Below are 19,111 nucleotides of genomic sequence, written 5' to 3' on the forward strand. Positions count from 1 at the left end.
ACGGGAGCGCTGTTGTCCATCGAGATCGCCAATGAGTCCGGCGTCGACGTCAACTCCGACACCATTCTCGCGGTGGCGCGGCACGCCCTCGACGAGATGGGCGTCAACCCTCTCGCCGAGCTGTCGATCCTGCTCGTCGACGTGGAGTACATGACCGAGCTCAACCACCGCTGGATGGACGGCGAAGGTCCGACGGACGTGCTGGCCTTCCCGATGGACGAGGGCAGCGTCGACCACGGCCCGGGCGAGGGGGCCGGCGAGCCGGCCCTGCTCGGCGACATCGTGCTCTGCCCGGAGGTGGCCGCGAAGCAGGCCGCCACCGCCGGGCACGCCACGATCGACGAGCTGGCGCTGCTCACCGTCCACGGCATCCTGCACCTGCTCGGGTATGACCACGCCGAGCCGGAGGAAGAGGCCGAGATGTTCGGCCTCCAGGCACGGCTCCTGGAGAGCTGGCGAAAGTCGTGAACTCGTGAGTGACGTCACGCTGCTGACCACGGCCGCCGGGCTGGTCGTGCTGGCAGGCCTGTTCGCCATGACCGACGCCGCTCTCAACGTGGTCTCCCCGGCCCGGGCGCACGAGATCGCCCGCGAGGGCCGGCCCGGCGCGACCGCGCTGGAGGTCATCGCCGCCGACCCGGCCCGGTACATCAACCTGCTCCTGCTGCTGCGCCTGCTGTGCGAGCTGACCGCGACCACCCTGGTGGCGCTGGAGACCGCCGCGTGGGTCGGCGGCGACCGGGACTGGCTCGCCGCGCTGATCACCGCCGGCGTGATGACCGTCGTCAGCTTCGTCGTGGTGGGCGTGGCGCCGCGCACCATGGGGCGCCAGCACGCGTACCACGTGGCCCGGTTCGCCGCGCCGCTGGTGCGCTGGCTCGGCACCGCCCTCGGCCCGCTGGCCCGGCTGCTGATCCTCATCGGTAACGCGGTCACCCCCGGCAAGGGGTACCGCGAGGGCCCGTTCGCCACCACGATCGAGCTGCGCGAGCTCGTCGACCTCGCCGAGCAGCGCGGCGTCGTCGAGCACGGCGAGCGCGACATGATCCACTCCGTTTTCGCGCTCGGCACCACGATCGCCCGCGAGGTGATGGTGCCCCGCACCGAGATGGTCTGGATCGAGGCGCACAAGACCGTCCGCCAGGCCCTCATGCTCGCCATGCGCGGCGGCTTCTCCCGCATTCCCGTCGTCGGTGAGAACGTCGACGACGTGCTCGGCATCGTCTACCTCAAGGACCTCGTGCGCCGCACCGCCGGCGACGACGTGAGCGCCGCGGAGATGCCGGTCGCCCAGGTCATGCGCGACGCCACGTTCGTGCCCGAGTCCAAGCCGGTCGACGACCTGCTCCGCGAGATGCAGGCGGCGCGCACCCACATGGCCGTGATCATCGACGAGTACGGCGGCACCGCGGGCCTCGTCACCATCGAGGACATCCTCGAGGAGATCGTCGGCGAGATCACCGACGAGTACGACGTCGCCGAGCGCCCGCCGATCGAGGAGCTGCCTGACGGCGCCGTGCGGGTCACCAGCCGGCTGCCGATCGAGGACCTCGGGGAGCTGTTCGGCGTGGAACTGCCCGCCGACGAGGTCGAGACCGTGGCCGGCCTGCTCGCCCAGGCCCTCGGCCGGGTCCCGATCCCCGGCGCGACCGCGGTCGTCGGCGGCCTCGTGCTCGTCGCCGAGGGCGCCACGGGCCGGCGCAACCGCATCGAGACCCTGCTCGTCCGGCGCGTCGAGCCCGAGGACGATGACCAGGCCAGCCACGAGACCGAGAGGCAGCACGCCGATGCCTGAACTGTCCGCCGAGGACGCCAAACTGGTGACCCTGGCCCGCGCCGCCCGCGCCCGCATCGGCGCCGTCGAGGGCGCGGCGGTCCGCGACGGCGACGGCCGCACGTACAACGCCGCATCGGTCGCGCTGCCGTCGCTGTCGGTCACCGCGCTGCAGCTGGCGGTCGCGGCGGCGGTCTCGTCGGGCGCGACCAAGCTCGAGGCCGCCGCGGTGGTCACCGAGGCCTCGACGCTCGACGGTCTCGGCCACGCCGCGGTCCGCGACGTGTCACCGTCCGCGCCGATCCACCTGGCCAGCCCCGACGCCACCGTGTTCGCCACCGTGGACGACTAGCCAGGAGGCCGATCCGGCAGGCGCGTGACGGTCGCTCTCAATGCTGATAAGTCGGAAATGTCCGGCGTCGCCAGGCGCCGGACGTTTCCGACTCAATCGAGGAAGCGATCAGGTGGTCAGCGTCGGGACGACCGGGTTCGGGATCGCGCCGCCGAAGCGGCGGTCGCGCTTGGCGTAGACCTCGCACGCGTACCACAGGTGGCGGCGGTCGAAGTCGGGCCACAGCGTGTCGATCGAGACGAACTCCGCGTACGCGGCCTGCCAGATCATGAAGTTCGACGTGCGCATCTCGCCGGAGCTGCGGATCATCAGGTCCACGTCCGGCAGGTCGGGCTCGTCGAGGTACCGGGCGAAGGTCTTCTCCGAGACGCGGTCCGCCTTCAGGCGGCCGGCGGCCACGTCCGCGGCGATACGCGCCGCCGCGTCGGCGACCTCCGCGCGGCCGCCGTAGTTGACGCACATCGTGAACGTCAGCTTGTCGTTGTGCCGGGTGAGCTGCTCGGCGTACTCGAGCTCGTTGATGACCGAGCGCCACAGCCGGGGGCGGCGGCCCGCCCAGCGGACCCGGATGCCCATCTCGTGGAACTCGTCGCGCCGGCGGTGGATCGTGTCGCGGTTGAAGTTCATGAGGAAGCGGACCTCGTCCGGGGAGCGCTTCCAGTTCTCGGTGGAGAAGGCGTAGGCGCTGACGTACTTCACGCCGAGCTCGAGCGCGCCCTCGATCACGTCGAACAGGGCCGCCTCGCCCGCGGTGTGCCCGGCGGTGCGCGGCAGGCCACGCTGCTTCGCCCAGCGGCCGTTGCCGTCCATGATGATCGCCACGTGCTGCGGTACCGTCTCCTTCGGCAGCGCCGGCGGGCGGGCACCGGTGGGGTGCGGCGACGGCGGACGGAAGTCCCTGTCCCTGCTCACGAGCTTTCCTTTCGAAGGGGTCGAAGGGGGCGGTCGTCGCGGTCGACCAGCGGAAGCGAGCGTAGTGCGCGCTCCAGGTGCCACTGCAGATGCGCGGCGACCAGGCCGCTCGCCTCGCGCTGGTGCACCGTCGGGGCGGCGTCGGCGACCGTCCAGTCACCCTCGGCGAGCGCCGACATCAGCTCGATCGTCGCCGGCGCCGGGTGCGCGGCCCCGGGCGGGCGGCAGTCGGGGCAGACCGCGCCGCCGGCCGGCACGGAGAAGCCCCGGTGCGGGCCCGGGGTGCCGCACACCGCGCACTCCCGCAGCGCCGGCGCCCAGCCCGCCACGCTCATCGCGCGCAGCAGGTAGGCGTCCAGCACCAGGCTGCCGGCGTGCTCGGCGACGGCCAGCGCGCGCAGGGCGCCCAGCGTCAGCTGGAACAGCCGCAGCGCCGGCTCCTGCTCGACCGGCGTGAGCCGCTCCGCAGTCTCGGCGATGGCGCTGGCCAGGGTGTACCGCGAGTAGTCCTCCAGGAACCGCCGCCCGAACAGGTCGACGCCCTCCACCTGGCTGATCACATCGAGGGTCCGCCCTTCCAGCAGCTGCACGTCGACGTGGCCGAACGGCTCCAGCCGCCCTCCGAACTTCGACGTGGTGCGGCGCACCCCCTTCGCGACCGCGCGGATGCGGCCGTGGTGGCGGGTGAAGAGCGTGATGATCCGGTCCGACTCGCCGAGTTTCTGCACCCGCAGCACCACGGCGTCGTCCCGGTAGAGCTTCCCACGGAAGCCGGACCCGGACATCAGAATCCCAGGCGGCGCAGCTGCTTCGGGTCGCGCTGCCAGTCCTTGGCCACCCGCACGTGCAGGTCGAGGTACACGCGGCCGCCGAGCAGGTCCTCGATCTCGCGGCGCGCCCGGGTGCCGACCTCCTTGAGCCGGCTCGCCTGGTGGCCGATCACGATCGCCTTCTGGCTCGGGCGCTCCACGTAGATGTCGGCGTAGACGCGGGTCAGGCCGTCCTCGGGCAGTACCTCCTCGACCAGCACGGCGATCGAGTGCGGCAGCTCGTCGCGCACCCCGTCCAGGGCGGCCTCGCGGATGAGCTCGGCCATCAGCACCTGCTCGGGCTCGTCGGTGAGCATGCCGTCCGGGTAGAGCTGCGGCGAGCGTGGCAGGTGCCCGATCATGACGTCGACGAGCGTGTGCAGCTGCTCGCCCGCCACGGCGCTGACCGGCACGATGTCGGCGAACTCGCCCAGCTCCTGCACGGCCAGCAGGCGCCTGGCCAGGGTGCCCTTGTCGACCAGGTCGGTCTTCGTCACCACCGCGACCAGGGTCGCCTTGAGCTCGGCGATCTCGCCGCTGATGAACCGGTCGCCGCGGCCGATCTCCTCGTCCGCCGGCAGGCACAGGCCGATCACGTCGACCTCGCTCCAGGTCGAGCGGACCAGGTCGTTGAGGCGCTCGCCGAGCAGCGTGCGCGGCCGGTGCAGGCCAGGCGTGTCGACCAGCACCAGCTGCGCGTCCGGCCGGTGCACGACCCCGCGCACCGTGTGCCGGGTGGTCTGCGGCTTCGGCGAGGTGATGGCGATCTTCTGACCGACGATCGCGTTGGTCAGCGTCGACTTGCCGGCGTTCGGTCGGCCGACGAAGCAGGCGAAGCCCGCGTGATAGTCACCAGAGGTCTGCACGATGTTTCAGGGTACTCAGACTTCCAGTCGCAACTGGCGGGGGCGCTGTGAAGGAGCTGTGACCTTCACGGCGGTCGCGGTGGCGACCTGGAGCTCAACCGTACCTTCGACCAGCCCGCGGCCGGCCGAGCGCAGCACGATCCGGCCCGGCATCAGCCGCGACAGCGACGTCGGCACGGCGCTGCGCTGCTCGGTGGCCAGCACCAGGTGCACGCCGACGGCCTTGCCGCCCGCCGCCACCGCGGTCAGCGCGTCGTTGAGCAGGGGGTCGTGGCCGTCGACGAGGACCAGCACTCGGGCGCCGTGGTCTTCGTCCAGCGCGGCCCGCTCGGCGACCAGCTCCCCGATCGTGCCCAGCAGCGCCGAGGCGGCCGGCACGTCGGTGGCGTCGACCCGGTACACCCGCAGCGCCGCCCCGTCGAAGAGCCGCCCGAACGACGCTGCGATCGTGTCCAGTAGCGTCGACTTGCCGGCGCCGGTCGGGCCGTACACCAGCAGGTGCCCGAGCTCGTCGAGGTCGAGGGGCCACACGTGCACCGCCTGCGAGCTGGGCAGGTCGACCATCCCGATCGGCGCCGCGAACGCCGCCCGGGCCCCGAGCGCCCGCGCGCCGGGGTCGGCGTCCCGCCCGGAGTGCGCCGGCGATCCGGCGAAGTCGGCGATATCGGAAATGTCGTACGTGACGCGCAGCGGTGGCTGCCAGGCTCGCGGCTGGTCCGGCACGCGGGCCTCACGGTGCGCCGCGGTGATCGCCGCGACGAGCCGCCGCAGGTCGGTGGCCTCGCCGTCGTCGCGCCTGGCGAGCGCGGCGCCGCCCGGCTCCGCGGCGTCCGGTGTGGCGTCGGTCGTTGCGACAAGGGCGGAGACGGTGGGCGAAGCCGGGGTGTGCAGGCCGGACTCGAAGCGCCACTCCGTCACGATCGTCGGGCCGGCGGAGCGGTCCGTGGGGGAGCTGGCCCCACCGTAGGCGATCTGGACCGCCTCCGGGTCGGCGGCGCCGACCCGGACGAACGCCCGGCCCGGCAGCAGCGGCGAGAGATGGGCGGCGTCCGGGCGCTCGAGGACCTCGAGGCTGTCCTGCTCCTCCTCGACGCGCAGCGCGATGCGCAGCGGCGCCTCCGCGCGCAGGTCGTCGTCGAGGGCGCCGTCCGGGTGCGCCGTGGACAGCAGCAGGTGTACCCCGGCCGGGCGCCCGCGCCGGGCCAGGTCGCGCAGGCCGGTCACGAAGTCGGCCGGCGTCGCGGTGAGCTCCGCGACGACGATGAGCAGGTTGGCCGGGGCCGCCGCGGCGTGCCGCCGCTCCATCTCGGCGATGTCCTTGACCCCGTGCCGGCGCAGGACCGCCTCCCGGCGGCGCACCTCGGCGCCGAGGGAGATCAGCACCCGGCGGGCCTGGTACGCGTCGTCGCCGGTGAACACCCCGACCGTGTGCGGCAGGTCGGCGCACTCGGCGAACGTGGCGCCGCCGGTGTCGACGAGGACGAACGTGAGGCGGTTCGCCGGGTACGTCGCCGCCAGCGCGGTCAGGTAGGAGCGCAGCAGCCAGGAGCGGCCGGAGCCGGCGGCGCCGGCGATGATGCCGTTCGGGCCGTCGCGGCGCAGGTCGACCACGACCGGGCCGGTGCCGCCCAGCCCGATCGGCGCGGCCAGGCCCCGGTCGCGGGTCGACGGGACCCAGCGCTTCACGATCGCGCTCGGCGCCGGCTCCCCGCCGAGATTGAGCACCTCGCCCAGCGGCGCGATCCGCGGGGCCGCCCCGCCGGCCGCGTCGCGGGTGGCGGCCAGGGCGTGCGCGACCCGGTCGGCGATCGCCGCGCCGATGCCCTCGCCGTCCAGGGCCACCACCCCGGCCGGCAGCGCCTGCGCGGATCCGGCGCAGGTCAGCAGGCTGATCCCGCCCCTCGGCCCGTCCTCGACCAGGCGGGCCAGCGCGGCCCACGGTACCGAATCGGGGTCCGGAAGCACCACCACCACGTGCGGCGTGAACTGCTCGGCGATCGCGTGCCGGCCCAGCCGCCGCTGCCGCAGCAGCGCCTCGACCAGCGCGAGCACCCGGCGCCGGTCGTCCTCCTGCGCGGCGACCGTGCGGGCGCCCGGCGCGAATGCGGCGGTCAGCGTGCGGGTGTGCGGCAGCCAGCCCGTCCACGTCCAGTGCTCGGCCTCGTCCGGCGTGGTGAGCACCACGAGCGCCAGGTCGTTCGGGCCGGCGAGGGTCGCCAGCTGTACGACCCACGAGCGCAGCACCGCGCGGCGCTCCTCGGCCGGGCCGGTCGCCCCGAGCGCGCCCAGCGAGCGCAGGTCCGCCTCGACGGGGACGTCGGGGTCGATCGCGTACCGCCGCCGCAGCGCGCCGATCCGCCCGGTGTGCGCGGGGTCGAAGTCGCCGGTCGTCGCCGCCTGCTCGAAGCGCAGCCGGCTGGGCTGGTCGGCGGTGGCGACGCGCAGCGTGAGGAAGTCCCGGTCGTCGGGGCGGCGGGCCGGCTTCTCCTGCCGGTCGGCGGCCCGCGCCAGGTGGGCGACGCTGGGCGCCTCGGCCCGCCGCGCGTGGACCACCGCCCGGTGCTTGATCGCCGCGTCGGCCTCGGCGCGGTCCATGGCCGCCGTGAACTCCGCGGCCGGGTCGGCCCCACGGCGGCGCAGTGTCAGGCGGCGGCGTCTGGGCGGCTGCGGTACCACGGGAAGCCACACCGCCGGCGGAGGCCCCTTCGGCGCCGGCGGGTCCGCCGGTACCTCCTCGACCGTGACCAGCGTGGCCCCGAGGCGCAGCAGCTGGCCGCGGGTCAGCGTCGCGGTGCCCGTCAGCGGCTCGCCGTCCAGCCGGGTGCCGCCGGGCGAGCGCAGGTCGGTCGCGGCCACCTCGTGGCTGCCGATGCCCAGGTGCAGGTGGCGCCGCCCGGCCGTGGTGTCGGTGAGGACCAGGTCGCTCGCGGGGTCGGTGCCGATGACGAACTCGCCGGGCGGCAGCGGGAGCCAGATCCCGGCATCCGGCCCGGCCACGACGAGCAGCTCGAAGCGGTGCCCCTCGGGTCGCGGCGGGCGCTCCGGGCGCATTTCCGGCGGGGCGAGCAGGATCGCGTCGCCGCAGCGCAGGCCCTGGTCGCCGAGCGAGCGGCTCGGGTCGAGCCGGCGGCCGGTGCGCAACAGCCAGGCCCAGGTGGTCTGCTGCGGACGTTCGGCCGGATCGAGGAGCTCCAGCAGTTCGGCGATCAGGTCGGCGACCCCGTTGCCCGGGTCGGCCCGCAGCCGTACCGTGCGATCCAGCGTCGCAGTCGAATCTCGCCTCGCCACACGCACGTCGATCAGCAGGTCCATCGACCGGCCCCCTTCTTCCCCGAACAGCATCGATCCGTCGTCGGTTTCCAGAAAGCCTGGTGGCGGGGCGGACGCGCTGCAGGGCTCCGCCCTCGACAGTAAGCGCCGCCACGCCGAGTGGATCGCATCGACGCGCGCCAGGATTTCACGCTATACGCGATTAAAAAGGGCGGAACGGGGCGTCGGTTACCCTCCTGGACCATGACGGTGCGTGTCGCCATGTGGTCGGGCCCCCGCAACATCTCCACGGCCATGATGCGCAGCTTCGGCGCGCGGCCGGACACGGTCGTGGTCGACGAGCCGCTCTACGCGCACTACCTCGCCGAGACCGGCCTCGAGCATCCGGGCCGGGAGGAGATCCTGGCCGCGCAGCCGCGGCGGTGGCAGGACGCGATCGCCGGGCTGCTCGCGCCGGTGGGAGCCGCCGTGCACTACCAGAAGCACATGACCCACCACCTGCTGCCCATGATCGGGCGGGAGTGGCTCGGCGAGGTCCGCAACGCCTACCTGATTCGCGATCCGGGGTACGTGGTCGCCTCCTACGCGAAGGTGCGCGGCGCGCCGACGCTGGAGGACCTCGGCTACCCGCAGCAGGTCGAGATCTTCCGCGCCTGCGGCGGCCCGGTCGTCGACGCCGCCGACGTCCTGCGCGACCCGGCGGGCACGCTGGCCGCGCTGTGCGCCGCGCTGGGCGTCCCGTGGGACCCGGGGATGCTGTCGTGGCCGGCCGGGCGGCGGGAGACCGACGGGGTGTGGGCGCCGCACTGGTACGCCGCGGTCGAGCGCTCGACCGGCTTCGCCGCCTACGACCCGGCCCCGCCGGACGTCCCGCCGCACCTCGCGCCGCTGGTCGAGCGGGCCGCCCCGCTCTACGCGGAGCTCGCCGCCCACCGGCTGCGCCCCTGACTTTTTCATGGCTCGGGTCCGTACAAGTTACGACCGTCGCTCCCGCCAGACACCGGGCCGGGGCCTGCCTGAAGGGCGGCCCCGGCCCTGCCGGGTCCGCGGTGCCAAGAGCCGCCGGGCGCGTTCAGACGGGGACGGCATTGGCGCGGGCGTGCTCGCGGTAGAGCTCGGCGATCCGCCGCGTCACCGGCCCCACCTTCCCGTCGCCGATCGGGCGGCCGTCGATCGCCACCACGCCCGCGATCTCGCCCATCGTGCCGGTGCAGAACACCTCGTCGGCCGTGTACATCTCGACCTGCGCCAGGTCGCGCACCTCGGCCGGCAGCGGCGCGATCCGCAGCACCGTGTCGCGGGTGATGCCCTCCGGGCACGCCACCGCCCGCGGCGTGAGCAGCGAGCCGCCGGCGACCGCGAACAGGTGGGTGGCGTTGGTCTCGGCCACGAAGCCGCGGGCGTCGAGCATCATCGCGTCGTCGGCGCCGGCGACGTTGGCCTCCATCTTGGCCAGGATCGAGTTGAGCAGGTTGTTGTGGTGGATGCGCGGGTCGAGCACGTCCGGGCCGGGGCGGCGCACGCTGCTGGTGACCAGCGTCAGGCCCTCGGTGTCGTAGACCGGCGCCTTGAACTCGGCCAGCACGATCAGCGTGCAGCCCTGCCGGTTGAGGCGCGGGTCCATGCCGCTGGTGATCTTCACGCCGCGCGTCAGCGTGAGCCGGACGTGCACGCCGTCGCGCATGTCGTTGGCGGCCAGCGTCTCGCGCAGCGCGGCGATGATCTCATTGTCGCCGGGGACGCCGGCGAAGCCCAGCGCCGTCGCCGAGCGGCGCAGCCGGGCCAGGTGCTCGTGCAGGCCGTAGACGCCGCCGTCGTAGAGGCGCAGCCCCTCCCAGACCGCGTCGCCGCCCTGCACCACCGAGTCGAAGGGCGAGATGCCGGGCTCATCGCGGTGGCGCAGCGTGCCGTTCACCCAGTACCGCAGGTCGGCGTTGCGTTCGTCGTAGCGCTGCAGCATGTCACGAGATTAGTAGGGGCCCGCCGAAATCTCGGCGGGCCCCGCGTGCGGGAGTCAGTGATCGGCGCAGCAGGGCCGGTTGTTCGGCGGCTCGAACGGCACAAGCACCCCGTTGCGGGCGAACTGGCAGACCAGCGTGAGCACGCCGTCGCGCCAGATCGGCCGGACGAAGTTCCGCGTGTCGACGAGCATCTCCGGTACCGCCGTCATGCCACCCAGGATCACGACCTTCTCGATCGCCGACCCGGCGACGATGGCCGAGACCGCGATCGTGCCCTTGAGCTGCTCCGCGCCCTCGTACAGCACCTGGCGGGCCCCCTCCGGGGGCGTGTCCGCCTCAGTGCCGACGGCGACCTGGCCGCCGTCGAAGTACGTGAACGCGGGGCGGCCGTCCGCCAGGATGTGGTGGTCGGCCGCCTGGACGTCGGGGAACCGCATTACCGCGGGAAGACCCAGATCGGGTTCGCGTAGAACCAGAGGTCCTTCCACGGGTCGGCGTCGCCGAGCACGTCGAGCGCCGGGCCGGCCGGGTCGATCGCCGCGCCGAGGTAGCCGGGGGCGGTGCGGTTGCCGTCGGTGCCGCGCAGGCGGACGTAGAACGGCTTGTCGGCCGGGCCGAGGTCGTAGGTGAACGACACGGTGCCGGTCGACTTGTTGACCTCGAAGCTCTTCACGACCTTGGTGTTCGGGGCCTTGAAGGAGTCCTGGTCCGCGACCGGGCCGGTGACCTCGCCCCGGATGACGTCGACGCGGGCCAGGGTCGGCACGAAGTTCGCCCAGTTCGCCTTGTTGGCCAGATTGATCTTGATGACCAGCTCGGCGTTCTGGCCGCGGCGCGGCATCAGCGAGTCGCCGAGGGTGACGCCGGACGCGGTGCCCTTGACGCGCACCTGCACGTCGAGGCCGCTGATCAGGCCGCCGTGGTCGACCCAGACGCGGCCGGCCCGCAGGGCGTCCATGACCGCGGCGTAGCTGAAGCTGCGCGCGCCGACGTGGGTGCGGCTGTAGAAGCCCGGCCAGAAGTCGCCGGCGGTGAGGTTGGTCGGCTGGCCGTACACCGGGTCGGAGTGGAACCCGTTGGTGTTGAAGTCGGTGCTGTCCGGGCGCTTGGCCGTCTCCTCGTACACGACGTGCGAGTCCGAGTTGGCGGTGATCCACCAGGCCTTGCCCTCGGCCAGGAGGCTGTCCCAGAGCCCGCCGACGGTCGCGGTCATCCAGTCGAAGCCGCCCCAGGTGCGGTAGCTCTCCAGCGGGTAGCCGGGGTACGAGTTCGCGTTCGGGGAGTTGCCGTAGTAGCCGCGGGCGTCGCCCTGGCCGCTGGGCTTGGGGATGCCGGCGGCCTGGTGGCCCGGGGCGCCCTCGAAGCCGATCGCGATGCGCGGGTCGGCGTCGCGCCAGCCGCGGATCTCGTGCGGCGAGTCGATGCCGTTGCGGGCCGGGTGGTTGGCCAGGAACAGCGCGTCCTGGACCTTCCGCTTGGCGACCTGGTCGGCGAGGAACTTGACGCCGGCCACGGCCAGGGCCTCGGTGACCAGGCTCGGGTTCACCGCGCCGACGACGCTGCCGTCGAAGGTGTTCTCGAACTCCTTGAGCACCGCGACCTCGTTGGCGCCCGGGTGCACGAAGACGGTGCCGTGCTCCGCGGCCGGGATGTTCCACTCCAGGCCCTGGAAGACGAGCATGTCCTTGTAGTCCTCGCGGGCCGCGCGGATCTGCGGGTTGACCTTCTCCACGCCGATCTTGGCGTGGTTGACGCTGCCGTGGTCGGTGATGACCATCCAGTCCAGGCCGTACGCCGAGGCGTGCTTGACGTGGTCGTCCGTGCGGTACATGGCGTCGCTGCTGAACTGGGTGTGGATGTGGTGGTCGCCGGCGAGCCACTTGTAGTTGTTGGACGTCGGGCGGCTGTGCCCGTGGCGGTCCCAGCCGTCGAAGTCGTGCTGGTTGTCGTCGTTGTGCGCGTGGGCGACGCCGGCGTTGGCCAGCGCGCCGCCCGCGGCGGCGGCCGCGCCCAGCAGGCCGGCGCGGCGCAGGAAGCCGCGCCGGGAGACGTCGGCGGGGGAGAGTTCGCTGTCCGGGATCGACGCGTCGAGCACCGCGGGGACGTCGCCGGCGGCCTGCGGCATGTCCTCGTGGTGATGGTGGTGGCCGTGACCCATGAAGACTCCGTTTCGGGTTGATGGTCCTCACGGGCGAATCTCGACGCTGATTTCGAACAACAGGTAGCGATGTGCCTATGTTCGTACGAACTTCAGCACGATCACGGCGGCCGCGAGCGCCAGGCCAGCGACCACCACCGATGCATCCGACCAGCCGAAATGCGTTTCCCGGGCCGTGGTGCGCGCACCGCCCCGGTCGAACCCGCGCGCCTCCATCGCCGTCGCCAGCCGGATGCCCCGCCGGATGGCGGCCACCAGGAGCCCGAAGAGCGTGGAGAAGAGCCCTGCCCTGGTACCGCGGGCCCGTCGCGCCAGCCGGATCAGCCGGTACTCGTCGGCCAGCAGCGGCGCCAGCCGCAGCGCGGCCAGCGCGCCGATCGCGAAGCGCGGCGAGACCCGCAGGTGCGCCACGAGCGAGTCGGCCAGGTCGGTCGGGTCGATCGTGGCGAACACCACGAACCCGGGCAGCCCGACGGCGAGCAGGCGCAGCGCGTATCCGACGGCGTTCGCGCGCACGTCGAGGCCCGCATCGCCCAGGCTGAGGTGGGCGAGGACCGGCGAGTCACGCGCGCCGAGGAGCACGGTGAAGAGGAAGATGCCGGTCGCGGAGGCGACGATCGGCCAGCCGCGCCGCCACAGGGCGGCGGGGGAGACACCGGTCAGCGGCAGCGCCGCCAGCAGCGCGCCGATCACGGTCAGCGACGCGACGGGGTCGAGGGTGGTCACCACGGCCCCGGTGACCAGCAGCGCGGCGAGCAGCTTCGCGGTGGCGTCGCGCCGGCCCAGCCAGGTGCTCACCGGGTCAGCTCCAGCCGCCGGTCGCCGATCGCGGCGACGAGCTGCGGGTCGTGGGTGACCAGCACCAGCGCCCGCCCCTCGTCGCGCAGGTCGGCCAGCAGCGTGACCAGCTCGCGCCAGGTGCGCAGGTCCTGGCCGAACGTCGGCTCGTCGAGCACCAGCACCCGCGGTGCCGCCGCCAGCGCGGTCGCCACGCTGAGCCGCCGCTGCTCGCCGCCGGAGAGGGTGAACGGGTTGGCCAGCGCCAGCCGGTCGAGGTAGAGGCGGGACAGCAGCTCGTCGACGGTAGACGGGGACGCGCCGCCCAGCGCGAGTTCGGCGCGCACGGTGTCGGTCACGAACTGGTGCTCGGGGTTCTGGAACACCGAGCCGATCCGCCCGGCCAGCCGGCCCGCCCGCCAGCGGTGCGGCGGGCGGGCGGCGTCCCGGCCGGCGAGCGCCGGCGCGGCCACGACCCGGCCGCGGCTGGGCCGGGTCAGCCCGCCGAGCAGCAGCGCCAGGGTGGTCTTGCCGGCGCCGTTGGGGCCCTCGACGGCGAGGGCCTGCCCCCGCAGTACGACCTCGTCGATCGTCCTGTCCGTGTGCCGCAGCCCGAGCCCCTCGGCGGTGAGCAGCGCCTCGCCGGGCGGCCCGGGGGCCTTGCGGGCCGGCATCGGCGGCGACCCGGGCGCGCTCGGCGTCCACACCGCGTCCGGGTCCTCGCCGATGACGATCGTGCGGTCGACCAGCGGCAGCGCCTCGTCGACCCGGTGCTCGACGAGCACCATCGTCGCGTCGAGGTCCCGCAGCGCCTTGGCGATGGCGGTGCGGACCAACTGCGCGCCCTCCGGGTCGAGGTTGGCGGTCGGCTCGTCGAGCAGCAACAGCCCGGGGCGCAGCGCGATGACCCCGGCGATAGCCAGCCGCTGCTGCTCGCCGCCGGACAGCGCCGCGGTGCCGCGGTCCCGGCCATACGGGAAGCCCACCGCCGCCAGGGCCGCGTCGACCCGGGGCCAGATCTCCGCACGGGGCACGCCCCGGTTCTCCAGGCCGAACGCGACGTCGTCGCCGGCCCGGCTCATGACCAGCTGGGTCTGCGGGTCCTGGAACACGATGCCGGTCTCGCCGCGCAGCTGCAGGGCCGGGCGGCCGTCGACGAGGACCTCGCCCTCCTGCTCGCCGGAGTCCTCGGCGAGCAGGCCGGCCATCGCGGCGAGCACGGTGGACTTGCCCGCGCCCGAGGCGCCCTGCAGCAGCACCCGCTCGCCGTGCTCGATGCGCAGGTCGAGGTGGCGGACCGCCCAGGCCTTGCGGCCGGCGTGCCGCCACCCGAACCCGCGAAACTCGACGGTGCTCAGACCGCGACCCGCTCCCGGCCGGAGGGGAAGCGGTCCAGCACGCCGGTCCTCGACAGGGCGCGCTGCAGGGCCCAGCTCCCGGCGCCGGCGATCACCGCGCCGCTGGCCGCGACGAGCGCGGCGTAGGTCCACTGCTGCCCGGTCGTGAACACGCCGGAGTAGAAGTTGGTCAGGTCGAACAGGGTCGCGCCCACGCCGGCCAGGGCGCCCGCGACGAGGGCGTTGCCGAGCTTGTACGAGCGGTAGCCGGTCGCCGCGAAGCCGAACTCGCCGCCGGCGCCCTGCAGCAGGCCCGACACCACGACGGTGAGCCCCCAGGGGGAGCCGAACAGGGTCGAGATGACGGCGGCGACGAGCTCGGTGAAGAGGCCGGCGCCGGGCTTGCGGATGATGAGCTGGCCGAGCACCGCCGGAACCAGCCACACGCCGTAGATGACGGCCCGCCAGGGCAGCGCGAAGCTGTCCAGGGCGCTCCAGAGCTGGTTCCAGGCGGCGAAGACCGCGGCGAAGGCCACGGCGATGATCGACGCGACGACGATGTCGACGGTGCGCCAACGGGTCTGCATTGGCAGTACCTCCTAGTTCGGGGGTGAACCAGAAGGAGACGCGACGCCACGGCCGCCGGACGAACGGACGGACATGGCGGCTGGCGTGAGGTGACCGAGCTCCCTGCGCTGGCATTACCCAGATCAGGTTCGAGGGTCTGCGGCGCCGCGTGGCGGCCGCACTCTCAGCGCTGTGCGCTCCCCTGTCGGATGTGAAGTTGTTTCCCGAAGGTAACAGTGAACCTTGTTGACCCCTAGTCTCTGGTCATGAAAATCACGGCGCGCTCGCTGAGGTTCGACGTGGTGGCCGGTGGGCCGGCGGACGGGGACCCGGTGCTGCTGCTGCACGGCTTCCCCCAGCACAGCGGCGAGTGGGCGGCCGTCACCCCAGCGCTGCACGCCGCCGGCCTGCGCACCTACGCCCTCGACCAGCGGGGCGTCTCGCCGGGCGCCCGCCCCGAGGGGGCCGAGGCCTACCGGATCACCGAGTGCGCCCTGGACGCCGTGGCCGTGCTCGACGAGCTGGGGCTCGATAAACCTGCCTCGGTACACCTGGTCGGCCACGACTGGGGCGCGATCTGCGCCTGGCAGGTGGCGATCCGCCATGCGGAGCGGGTCCGCACGCTCACCGCGATCTCGGTGCCGCACCCGCACGCCATGGCCCACGCCTACGCCACCGACCCCGACCAGCGCGAGCGCTCCGCCTACATCAAGGTGTTTCGCGAGGTGGGCCGGGCCGAGGAGCTGCTGCTGGAGGACGACGCGCGGCGGCTGCGGCGGATCTTCGACGGGTCCGGGCTAGACGCGGCCGGCGTCGACGCCTACGTGCGGCCCCTGCTGGAGCCCGGCGCGCTGACCGGGGCGCTGAACTGGTACCGCGCGATGAGCCCGCTCGACCTCGTCGGGCTGGGCCCGGCGCGGGTGCCCACGACGTACGTGTGGAGCGACGGCGACCTGGCCATCGGCGCTACGGCCGCCCGCACCTGCGCCGAGCACGTGGACGCGGACTACCGGTTCGTCCCGCTTGCGGGGATCAGTCACTGGATCCCCGATCAGGCGCCATCTGAGGTCGCCGCGGCGATCCTCGCCCGCTGCCTCGGCTGAGGCATGGCGAACCCTACCCGTGGGTAATAACCTGGCGATAGGTTCCTCTCCACCTAGGACCCGTCTACCTGGGGGTGGCCATGGTTTCCACGTCGGTGCGCGCGGAGCGGGAAGCGCGCAAGGTCATCGAGGAGACCCGCGAAACCGAATGGAAGAAGCCCAGCTTCGGCAAGGAGCTCTTCCTCGGCCGGTTCCGCCTCGATCTCATCGACCCGCTGCCGGAGCTCGATCCGGCCGCCGAAGCGCGCGGCGCCGAGTTCCGCGCGAAGCTGGCCGCATACCTGTCCGCCGAGGTCGACGGCCAGCAGATCGAACGCGACGCGCGCATCCCGGACGAGGTCCTGCGCTCGCTCGGCGAGCTGGGCGCCTACGGGATGAAGATCGACGAGAAGTACGGCGGGCTCGGCCTGACCAATCTCGACTACTGCCGCGCGCTGATGCTCACCGGCTCGGTCAACCCGGCCGTCGGCGCGCTGCTGTCGGCGCACCAGTCCATCGGCGTGCCGCAGCCGCTCAAGCTGGTCGGCACCGACGAGCAGAAACAGCGCTTCCTGCCCCGGCTGGCCGGCGGCGAGGTGTCGGCGTTCCTGCTCACCGAGCCCGAGGTGGGCTCCTACCCGGCAAATCTGCGCACCTCGGCGGTACCGACGCCGGAGGGCGACTACCTGCTCAACGGCGTCAAGCTGTGGGCGACCAACGGCACCCTGGCCACGCTGTTCGTGGTCATGGCGCTGGTGCCCAAGAGCGAGGGGCACCGCGGCGGCATCACCGCGTTCGTGGTCGAGGGCGACGCGCCCGGCGTGACGATCGAGCGACGCAACGCGTTCATGGGGCTGCGTGGCCTGGAGAACTCCGTCACCCGCTTCCACGACGTGCGGGTGCCGGCCGCGAACGTCATCGGCGGCGAGGGCCACGGCCTGCGCGTCGCGCTCAGCACGCTCAACACCGGGCGGCTGTCGCTGCCCGCGATGTGCGTCGGGGCCGGCAAGTGGTGCCTCGGCGTGGCGCGCGAGTGGGCCGCCGAGCGGGTGCAGATGGGCCGGCCGATCGGCGCCTACGAGGCGATCGCGAAGAAGATCGCGTTCATGGCCGGGTCGACGTACGGCATGGAGGCGATGCTCGAGGTCTCCTGCCGCCTGGCCGACGACAACCGCAACGACATCCGCATCGAGGCGGCGCTGGTCAAGCTCTACGCCACAGAGCTGGCCTGGAAGATCGCCGACGACCTGGTGCAGATCCGGGGCGGGCGCGGCTACGAGACCGCCGACTCGCTCGCCGCCCGCGGCGAGCGGGCGATCCCGGCCGAGCAGATGCTGCGCGACCTGCGGATCAACCGCATCTTCGAGGGCTCGACCGAGATCATGCACCTGGCCATCGCCCGCGAGGCCGTCGATGCGCACCTGTCCGTCGCCGGGGACATCATCGACCCCGAGGCGAGCTTCGGGAGCAAGGCGAAGGCGGCCGGTCGGGCCGGCGGCTTCTACGCGAAGTGGCTGCCGACCCTCGTGGCCGGCAAGGGGCAGCTGCCGGGCGGCTACGCGGAGTTCGGGCCGCTCGCCGGGCACCTGCGCTACGTCGAGCGCGCCTCGCGCCGGCTCGCCCGCGAGACCTTCTACGCGATGGCCCGCTGGCAGGGCAAGCTCGAGCACAAGCAGGGCTTCCTCGGCCGGGTCGTGGACATCGGGGCGGAGCTGTTCGCGATGTCGGCGGCGTGCGTGAAGGCCCGCACCGAGCGCGCCGAGCGCCCGGAGGGCGTGGAGCTGGCCGACCTGTTCTGCCGGCAGGCGACGCTGCGGGCCGAGGCGCTCTTCCGCGACCTGTGGGACAACGCCGACGCCGTCGAGGCGTCCGCGGCCAAGCGCGTCCTGCAGGGGCGGTACCGCTCGCTCGAGGACGGCATCGTGGGGTCGCCTCTTGGCGGCGCCTGGACCGCCGACTGGGCCCCGGGCCCGTCGACGGCGCAGGACGTCCGCCGCCGCTTCTAACGGTGGCTGGCGCAGGCCCGGCGTCCCTAGGCCGCGGTGCTCGACGCCTCAGCGGTCCTCGCTGACGTGGCTCACCGCGTCCGCGACGATGTGCGCGACGTGTTCATCGATCAGGGAGTATGCGATCTCTCGGCCCCGGCGTGCCCCGCGCACCACGCCGGCGCCGCGCAGGACGCGCAGGTGCTGCGAGACGAGGGGCTGGGGCGCGCCGAGCGTCTCGACCAGCTCGTGCACGCAGCGGGGCCCTGCGGCGAGCTCGGTGACGATCCGGATCCGCAGCGGTGCCGACAGCGCCCGCAGCAGCTCGCCGGCCGCCTCGTAGCCGTCAGGCCCCGGCATGCGCGTCGCCGGCGAGGTCGAGGGGGCCGGACGCGCCCGGAGCGGCCGGCGGATCGGCCGGGGGCGTGCCGGGGCGGTGGCGGGCGCCGCGCGCCGCGCGCACGGCCCCGGCGCCGACGGTGACGACGAAGAAGCCGGCGATCGCCAGCAGCACGACGGTGGCGCCGGGCCCGGTGTCGATCGCGGTCGACAGCCACACGCCGAAGCCGGAGACGACCAGCCCGAGCCCGACGGCGGTCAGCATCGTGGCCCGGAACCCGCGGGTGATCTGCTGCGCGGTCGCCACCGGGACCACCATGAGTGCGCTGACCAGCAGCAGCCCGACGGCCCGCATGGCGACGGTGACGGTGACGGCCGTGGTGACGGCGAGGATCAGGTTGAGCGTGCGCACGGGCAGGCCGGACACGCGCGCGTACTCCTCGTCGTGGCACACGGCGAACAGCCACGGGCGCAGCAGGACCGCCACGGCCAGCACCGCGGCGCCGAGGATCAGCATCACGGTCAGGTCCTGCCGGCTGGTCGTCAGCGGTGAGCCGAACAGGTACGTCACCAGGCTCCGGCTGCTCTGCTCGTCGGAGAGGTTGACCAGCACCACGCCGCCCGAGATGCCGCCGTAGAACAGCATCGACAGGGCGATGTCGCCGGAGGTCCGGCCGCGCTCGCGGACCAGCTCGATGACGACGGCGCCGGCGGCCGCGGCGAGCACCGCCATCAGCACGGGGGAGCTGTGCAGCAGCAGCCCCAGCCCGACGCCGGTGAGCGCCACGTGGCCGAGGCCGTCGCCGATCAGCGACAGCCGCCGCTGCACCAGGTAGACGCCGATGGCCGGGGCCGAGGCGCCGGTGATGAGCGCCCCCAGCAGGGCGCGGATCATGAAGTCGTACGTGAAGATGTTCATGTG

General features: G+C 73.4%; 18 protein-coding genes and 1 riboswitch. Of the genes, 6 read left to right on the forward strand and 12 right to left on the reverse strand.

Annotated features, from left to right (window positions below; genetic code table 11):
* Nucleotides 1-12: 12 nt before the first annotated feature.
* From ybeY to ACGFI8_RS22635, 3 genes are read left to right on the forward strand one after another with little or no spacing between them, the layout of a single operon-like run.
* Nucleotides 13-468: an rRNA maturation RNase YbeY gene (ybeY, locus tag ACGFI8_RS22625; protein WP_392807617.1), complete on the forward strand. Its 456-nt coding sequence runs from the start codon at nucleotides 13-15 to the stop codon at nucleotides 466-468.
* A gap of 4 nt (nucleotides 469-472) precedes the next feature.
* Nucleotides 473-1,795 (forward strand): hemolysin family protein, encoded by a 1,323-nt coding sequence (locus ACGFI8_RS22630; RefSeq protein ID WP_392807619.1) that lies wholly within the window; start codon nucleotides 473-475, stop codon nucleotides 1,793-1,795.
* Nucleotides 1,749-2,126 (forward strand): cytidine deaminase, encoded by a 378-nt coding sequence (locus ACGFI8_RS22635; RefSeq protein ID WP_392807621.1) that lies wholly within the window; start codon nucleotides 1,749-1,751, stop codon nucleotides 2,124-2,126. Before ACGFI8_RS22630 ends, ACGFI8_RS22635 begins: the two co-directional genes overlap by 47 nt.
* Nucleotides 2,127-2,234: 108 nt before the next feature.
* Here ACGFI8_RS22635 and ACGFI8_RS22640 read toward each other — a convergent pair whose 3' ends face one another.
* Genes ACGFI8_RS22640 through ACGFI8_RS22655 form a run of 4 tightly spaced genes read right to left on the reverse strand, consistent with a single transcriptional unit; the run spans nucleotide 2,235 to nucleotide 8,025 of the window.
* Nucleotides 2,235-3,038: an isoprenyl transferase gene (locus tag ACGFI8_RS22640; RefSeq protein WP_392807623.1), complete on the reverse strand. Its 804-nt coding sequence runs from the start codon at nucleotides 3,036-3,038 to the stop codon at nucleotides 2,235-2,237.
* Nucleotides 3,035-3,823 (reverse strand): DNA repair protein RecO, encoded by a 789-nt coding sequence (gene recO, locus ACGFI8_RS22645; RefSeq protein WP_392807625.1) that lies wholly within the window; start codon nucleotides 3,821-3,823, stop codon nucleotides 3,035-3,037. The genes ACGFI8_RS22640 and recO overlap by 4 nt, the downstream gene beginning before the upstream one ends.
* Nucleotides 3,823-4,713, reverse strand: coding sequence for a GTPase Era (gene era / locus ACGFI8_RS22650; protein ID WP_392807627.1), 891 nt, complete (start codon nucleotides 4,711-4,713; stop codon nucleotides 3,823-3,825). Before era ends, recO begins: the two co-directional genes overlap by 1 nt.
* A gap of 15 nt (nucleotides 4,714-4,728) precedes the next feature.
* Nucleotides 4,729-8,025, reverse strand: a complete 3,297-nt coding sequence (locus tag ACGFI8_RS22655) for an FtsK/SpoIIIE domain-containing protein (protein ID WP_392807629.1) — start codon at nucleotides 8,023-8,025, stop codon at nucleotides 4,729-4,731.
* Nucleotides 8,026-8,226: 201 nt separating this feature from the next.
* Here ACGFI8_RS22655 and ACGFI8_RS22660 point away from each other — a divergent pair, with 201 nt between their 5' ends.
* The gene (locus ACGFI8_RS22660; RefSeq protein ID WP_392807631.1) at nucleotides 8,227-8,931 is read left to right on the forward strand and encodes an HAD family hydrolase; all 705 of its coding nucleotides are present in this window, start codon (nucleotides 8,227-8,229) and stop codon (nucleotides 8,929-8,931) included.
* Between the two features lie 124 nt (nucleotides 8,932-9,055).
* Here ACGFI8_RS22660 and ACGFI8_RS22665 read toward each other — a convergent pair whose 3' ends face one another.
* From ACGFI8_RS22665 to ACGFI8_RS22690, 6 genes are all read right to left on the reverse strand, one after another.
* On the reverse strand, nucleotides 9,056-9,943 hold the full coding sequence (locus ACGFI8_RS22665; RefSeq protein ID WP_392807633.1) for an aminotransferase class IV: 888 nt from the start codon (nucleotides 9,941-9,943) through the stop codon (nucleotides 9,056-9,058).
* Nucleotides 9,944-9,997: 54 nt separating this feature from the next.
* Nucleotides 9,998-10,381 (reverse strand): hypothetical protein, encoded by a 384-nt coding sequence (locus ACGFI8_RS22670; protein WP_392807635.1) that lies wholly within the window; start codon nucleotides 10,379-10,381, stop codon nucleotides 9,998-10,000.
* Complete coding sequence (locus ACGFI8_RS22675; protein ID WP_392807637.1) at nucleotides 10,381-12,102, reverse strand: PHP domain-containing protein; 1,722 nt, start codon at nucleotides 12,100-12,102, stop codon at nucleotides 10,381-10,383. Before ACGFI8_RS22675 ends, ACGFI8_RS22670 begins: the two co-directional genes overlap by 1 nt.
* A 75-nt stretch (nucleotides 12,103-12,177) precedes the next feature.
* Nucleotides 12,178-12,900 carry an energy-coupling factor transporter transmembrane component T family protein gene (locus tag ACGFI8_RS22680; protein WP_392807639.1) on the reverse strand — a complete coding sequence of 241 codons (723 nt, stop codon included), beginning with the start codon at nucleotides 12,898-12,900 and terminating at the stop codon, nucleotides 12,178-12,180.
* The gene (locus ACGFI8_RS22685) at nucleotides 12,897-14,237 is read right to left on the reverse strand and encodes an ABC transporter ATP-binding protein (RefSeq protein ID WP_392807824.1); all 1,341 of its coding nucleotides are present in this window, start codon (nucleotides 14,235-14,237) and stop codon (nucleotides 12,897-12,899) included. Before ACGFI8_RS22685 ends, ACGFI8_RS22680 begins: the two co-directional genes overlap by 4 nt.
* Complete coding sequence (locus tag ACGFI8_RS22690; protein ID WP_392807642.1) at nucleotides 14,234-14,803, reverse strand: ECF transporter S component; 570 nt, start codon at nucleotides 14,801-14,803, stop codon at nucleotides 14,234-14,236. The genes ACGFI8_RS22685 and ACGFI8_RS22690 overlap by 4 nt, the downstream gene beginning before the upstream one ends.
* Before the next feature lie 82 nt (nucleotides 14,804-14,885).
* Nucleotides 14,886-14,997: riboswitch (TPP riboswitch) on the reverse strand.
* A gap of 52 nt (nucleotides 14,998-15,049) precedes the next feature.
* On the opposite strand from ACGFI8_RS22690, the gene ACGFI8_RS22695 reads away from it, so the two are divergent.
* Together ACGFI8_RS22695 and ACGFI8_RS22700 are read left to right on the forward strand one after the other, a co-directional pair.
* Nucleotides 15,050-15,886 (forward strand): alpha/beta fold hydrolase, encoded by an 837-nt coding sequence (locus ACGFI8_RS22695; RefSeq protein WP_392807643.1) that lies wholly within the window; start codon nucleotides 15,050-15,052, stop codon nucleotides 15,884-15,886.
* Nucleotides 15,887-15,966: 80 nt separating this feature from the next.
* Nucleotides 15,967-17,871, forward strand: a complete 1,905-nt coding sequence (locus tag ACGFI8_RS22700) for an acyl-CoA dehydrogenase family protein (RefSeq protein ID WP_392807645.1) — start codon at nucleotides 15,967-15,969, stop codon at nucleotides 17,869-17,871.
* Nucleotides 17,872-17,919: 48 nt separating this feature from the next.
* On the opposite strand, the gene ACGFI8_RS22705 is transcribed toward ACGFI8_RS22700, so the two are convergent.
* Both ACGFI8_RS22705 and ACGFI8_RS22710 read right to left on the reverse strand, forming a co-directional pair.
* The gene (locus tag ACGFI8_RS22705) at nucleotides 17,920-18,210 is read right to left on the reverse strand and encodes an ArsR/SmtB family transcription factor (RefSeq protein WP_392807647.1); all 291 of its coding nucleotides are present in this window, start codon (nucleotides 18,208-18,210) and stop codon (nucleotides 17,920-17,922) included.
* Nucleotides 18,197-19,108: a metal ABC transporter permease gene (locus ACGFI8_RS22710; protein WP_392807649.1), complete on the reverse strand. Its 912-nt coding sequence runs from the start codon at nucleotides 19,106-19,108 to the stop codon at nucleotides 18,197-18,199. The genes ACGFI8_RS22705 and ACGFI8_RS22710 overlap by 14 nt, the downstream gene beginning before the upstream one ends.
* Nucleotides 19,109-19,111: the final 3 nt, after the last annotated feature.

Origin of the sequence: Dactylosporangium sp. NPDC048998 (assembly GCF_043197855.1) — a bacterium.
In the GTDB taxonomy this organism is placed as follows: domain Bacteria; phylum Actinomycetota; class Actinomycetes; order Mycobacteriales; family Micromonosporaceae; genus Dactylosporangium.

Bases quoted from the DNA above. Each gene is read 5' to 3' on its own strand.
- ACGFI8_RS22635 (WP_392807621.1), top strand. From the start codon at position 1,749: ATGACCAGGCCAGCCACGAGACCGAGAGGCAGCACGCCGATGCCTGAA.
- recO (WP_392807625.1), bottom strand. From the start codon at position 3,823: ATGTCCGGGTCCGGCTTCCGTGGGAAGCTCTACCGGGACGACGCCGTG.
- ACGFI8_RS22655 (WP_392807629.1), bottom strand. From the start codon at position 8,025: ATGGACCTGCTGATCGACGTGCGTGTGGCGAGGCGAGATTCGACTGCG.
- ACGFI8_RS22660 (WP_392807631.1), top strand. From the start codon at position 8,227: ATGACGGTGCGTGTCGCCATGTGGTCGGGCCCCCGCAACATCTCCACG.
- ACGFI8_RS22665 (WP_392807633.1), bottom strand. From the start codon at position 9,943: ATGCTGCAGCGCTACGACGAACGCAACGCCGACCTGCGGTACTGGGTG.
- ACGFI8_RS22670 (WP_392807635.1), bottom strand. From the start codon at position 10,381: ATGCGGTTCCCCGACGTCCAGGCGGCCGACCACCACATCCTGGCGGAC.
- ACGFI8_RS22675 (WP_392807637.1), bottom strand. From the start codon at position 12,102: ATGGGTCACGGCCACCACCATCACCACGAGGACATGCCGCAGGCCGCC.
- ACGFI8_RS22690 (WP_392807642.1), bottom strand. From the start codon at position 14,803: ATGCAGACCCGTTGGCGCACCGTCGACATCGTCGTCGCGTCGATCATC.
- ACGFI8_RS22695 (WP_392807643.1), top strand. From the start codon at position 15,050: ATGAAAATCACGGCGCGCTCGCTGAGGTTCGACGTGGTGGCCGGTGGG.
- ACGFI8_RS22700 (WP_392807645.1), top strand. From the start codon at position 15,967: ATGGTTTCCACGTCGGTGCGCGCGGAGCGGGAAGCGCGCAAGGTCATC.
- ACGFI8_RS22705 (WP_392807647.1), bottom strand. From the start codon at position 18,210: ATGCCGGGGCCTGACGGCTACGAGGCGGCCGGCGAGCTGCTGCGGGCG.
- ACGFI8_RS22710 (WP_392807649.1), bottom strand. From the start codon at position 19,108: ATGAACATCTTCACGTACGACTTCATGATCCGCGCCCTGCTGGGGGCG.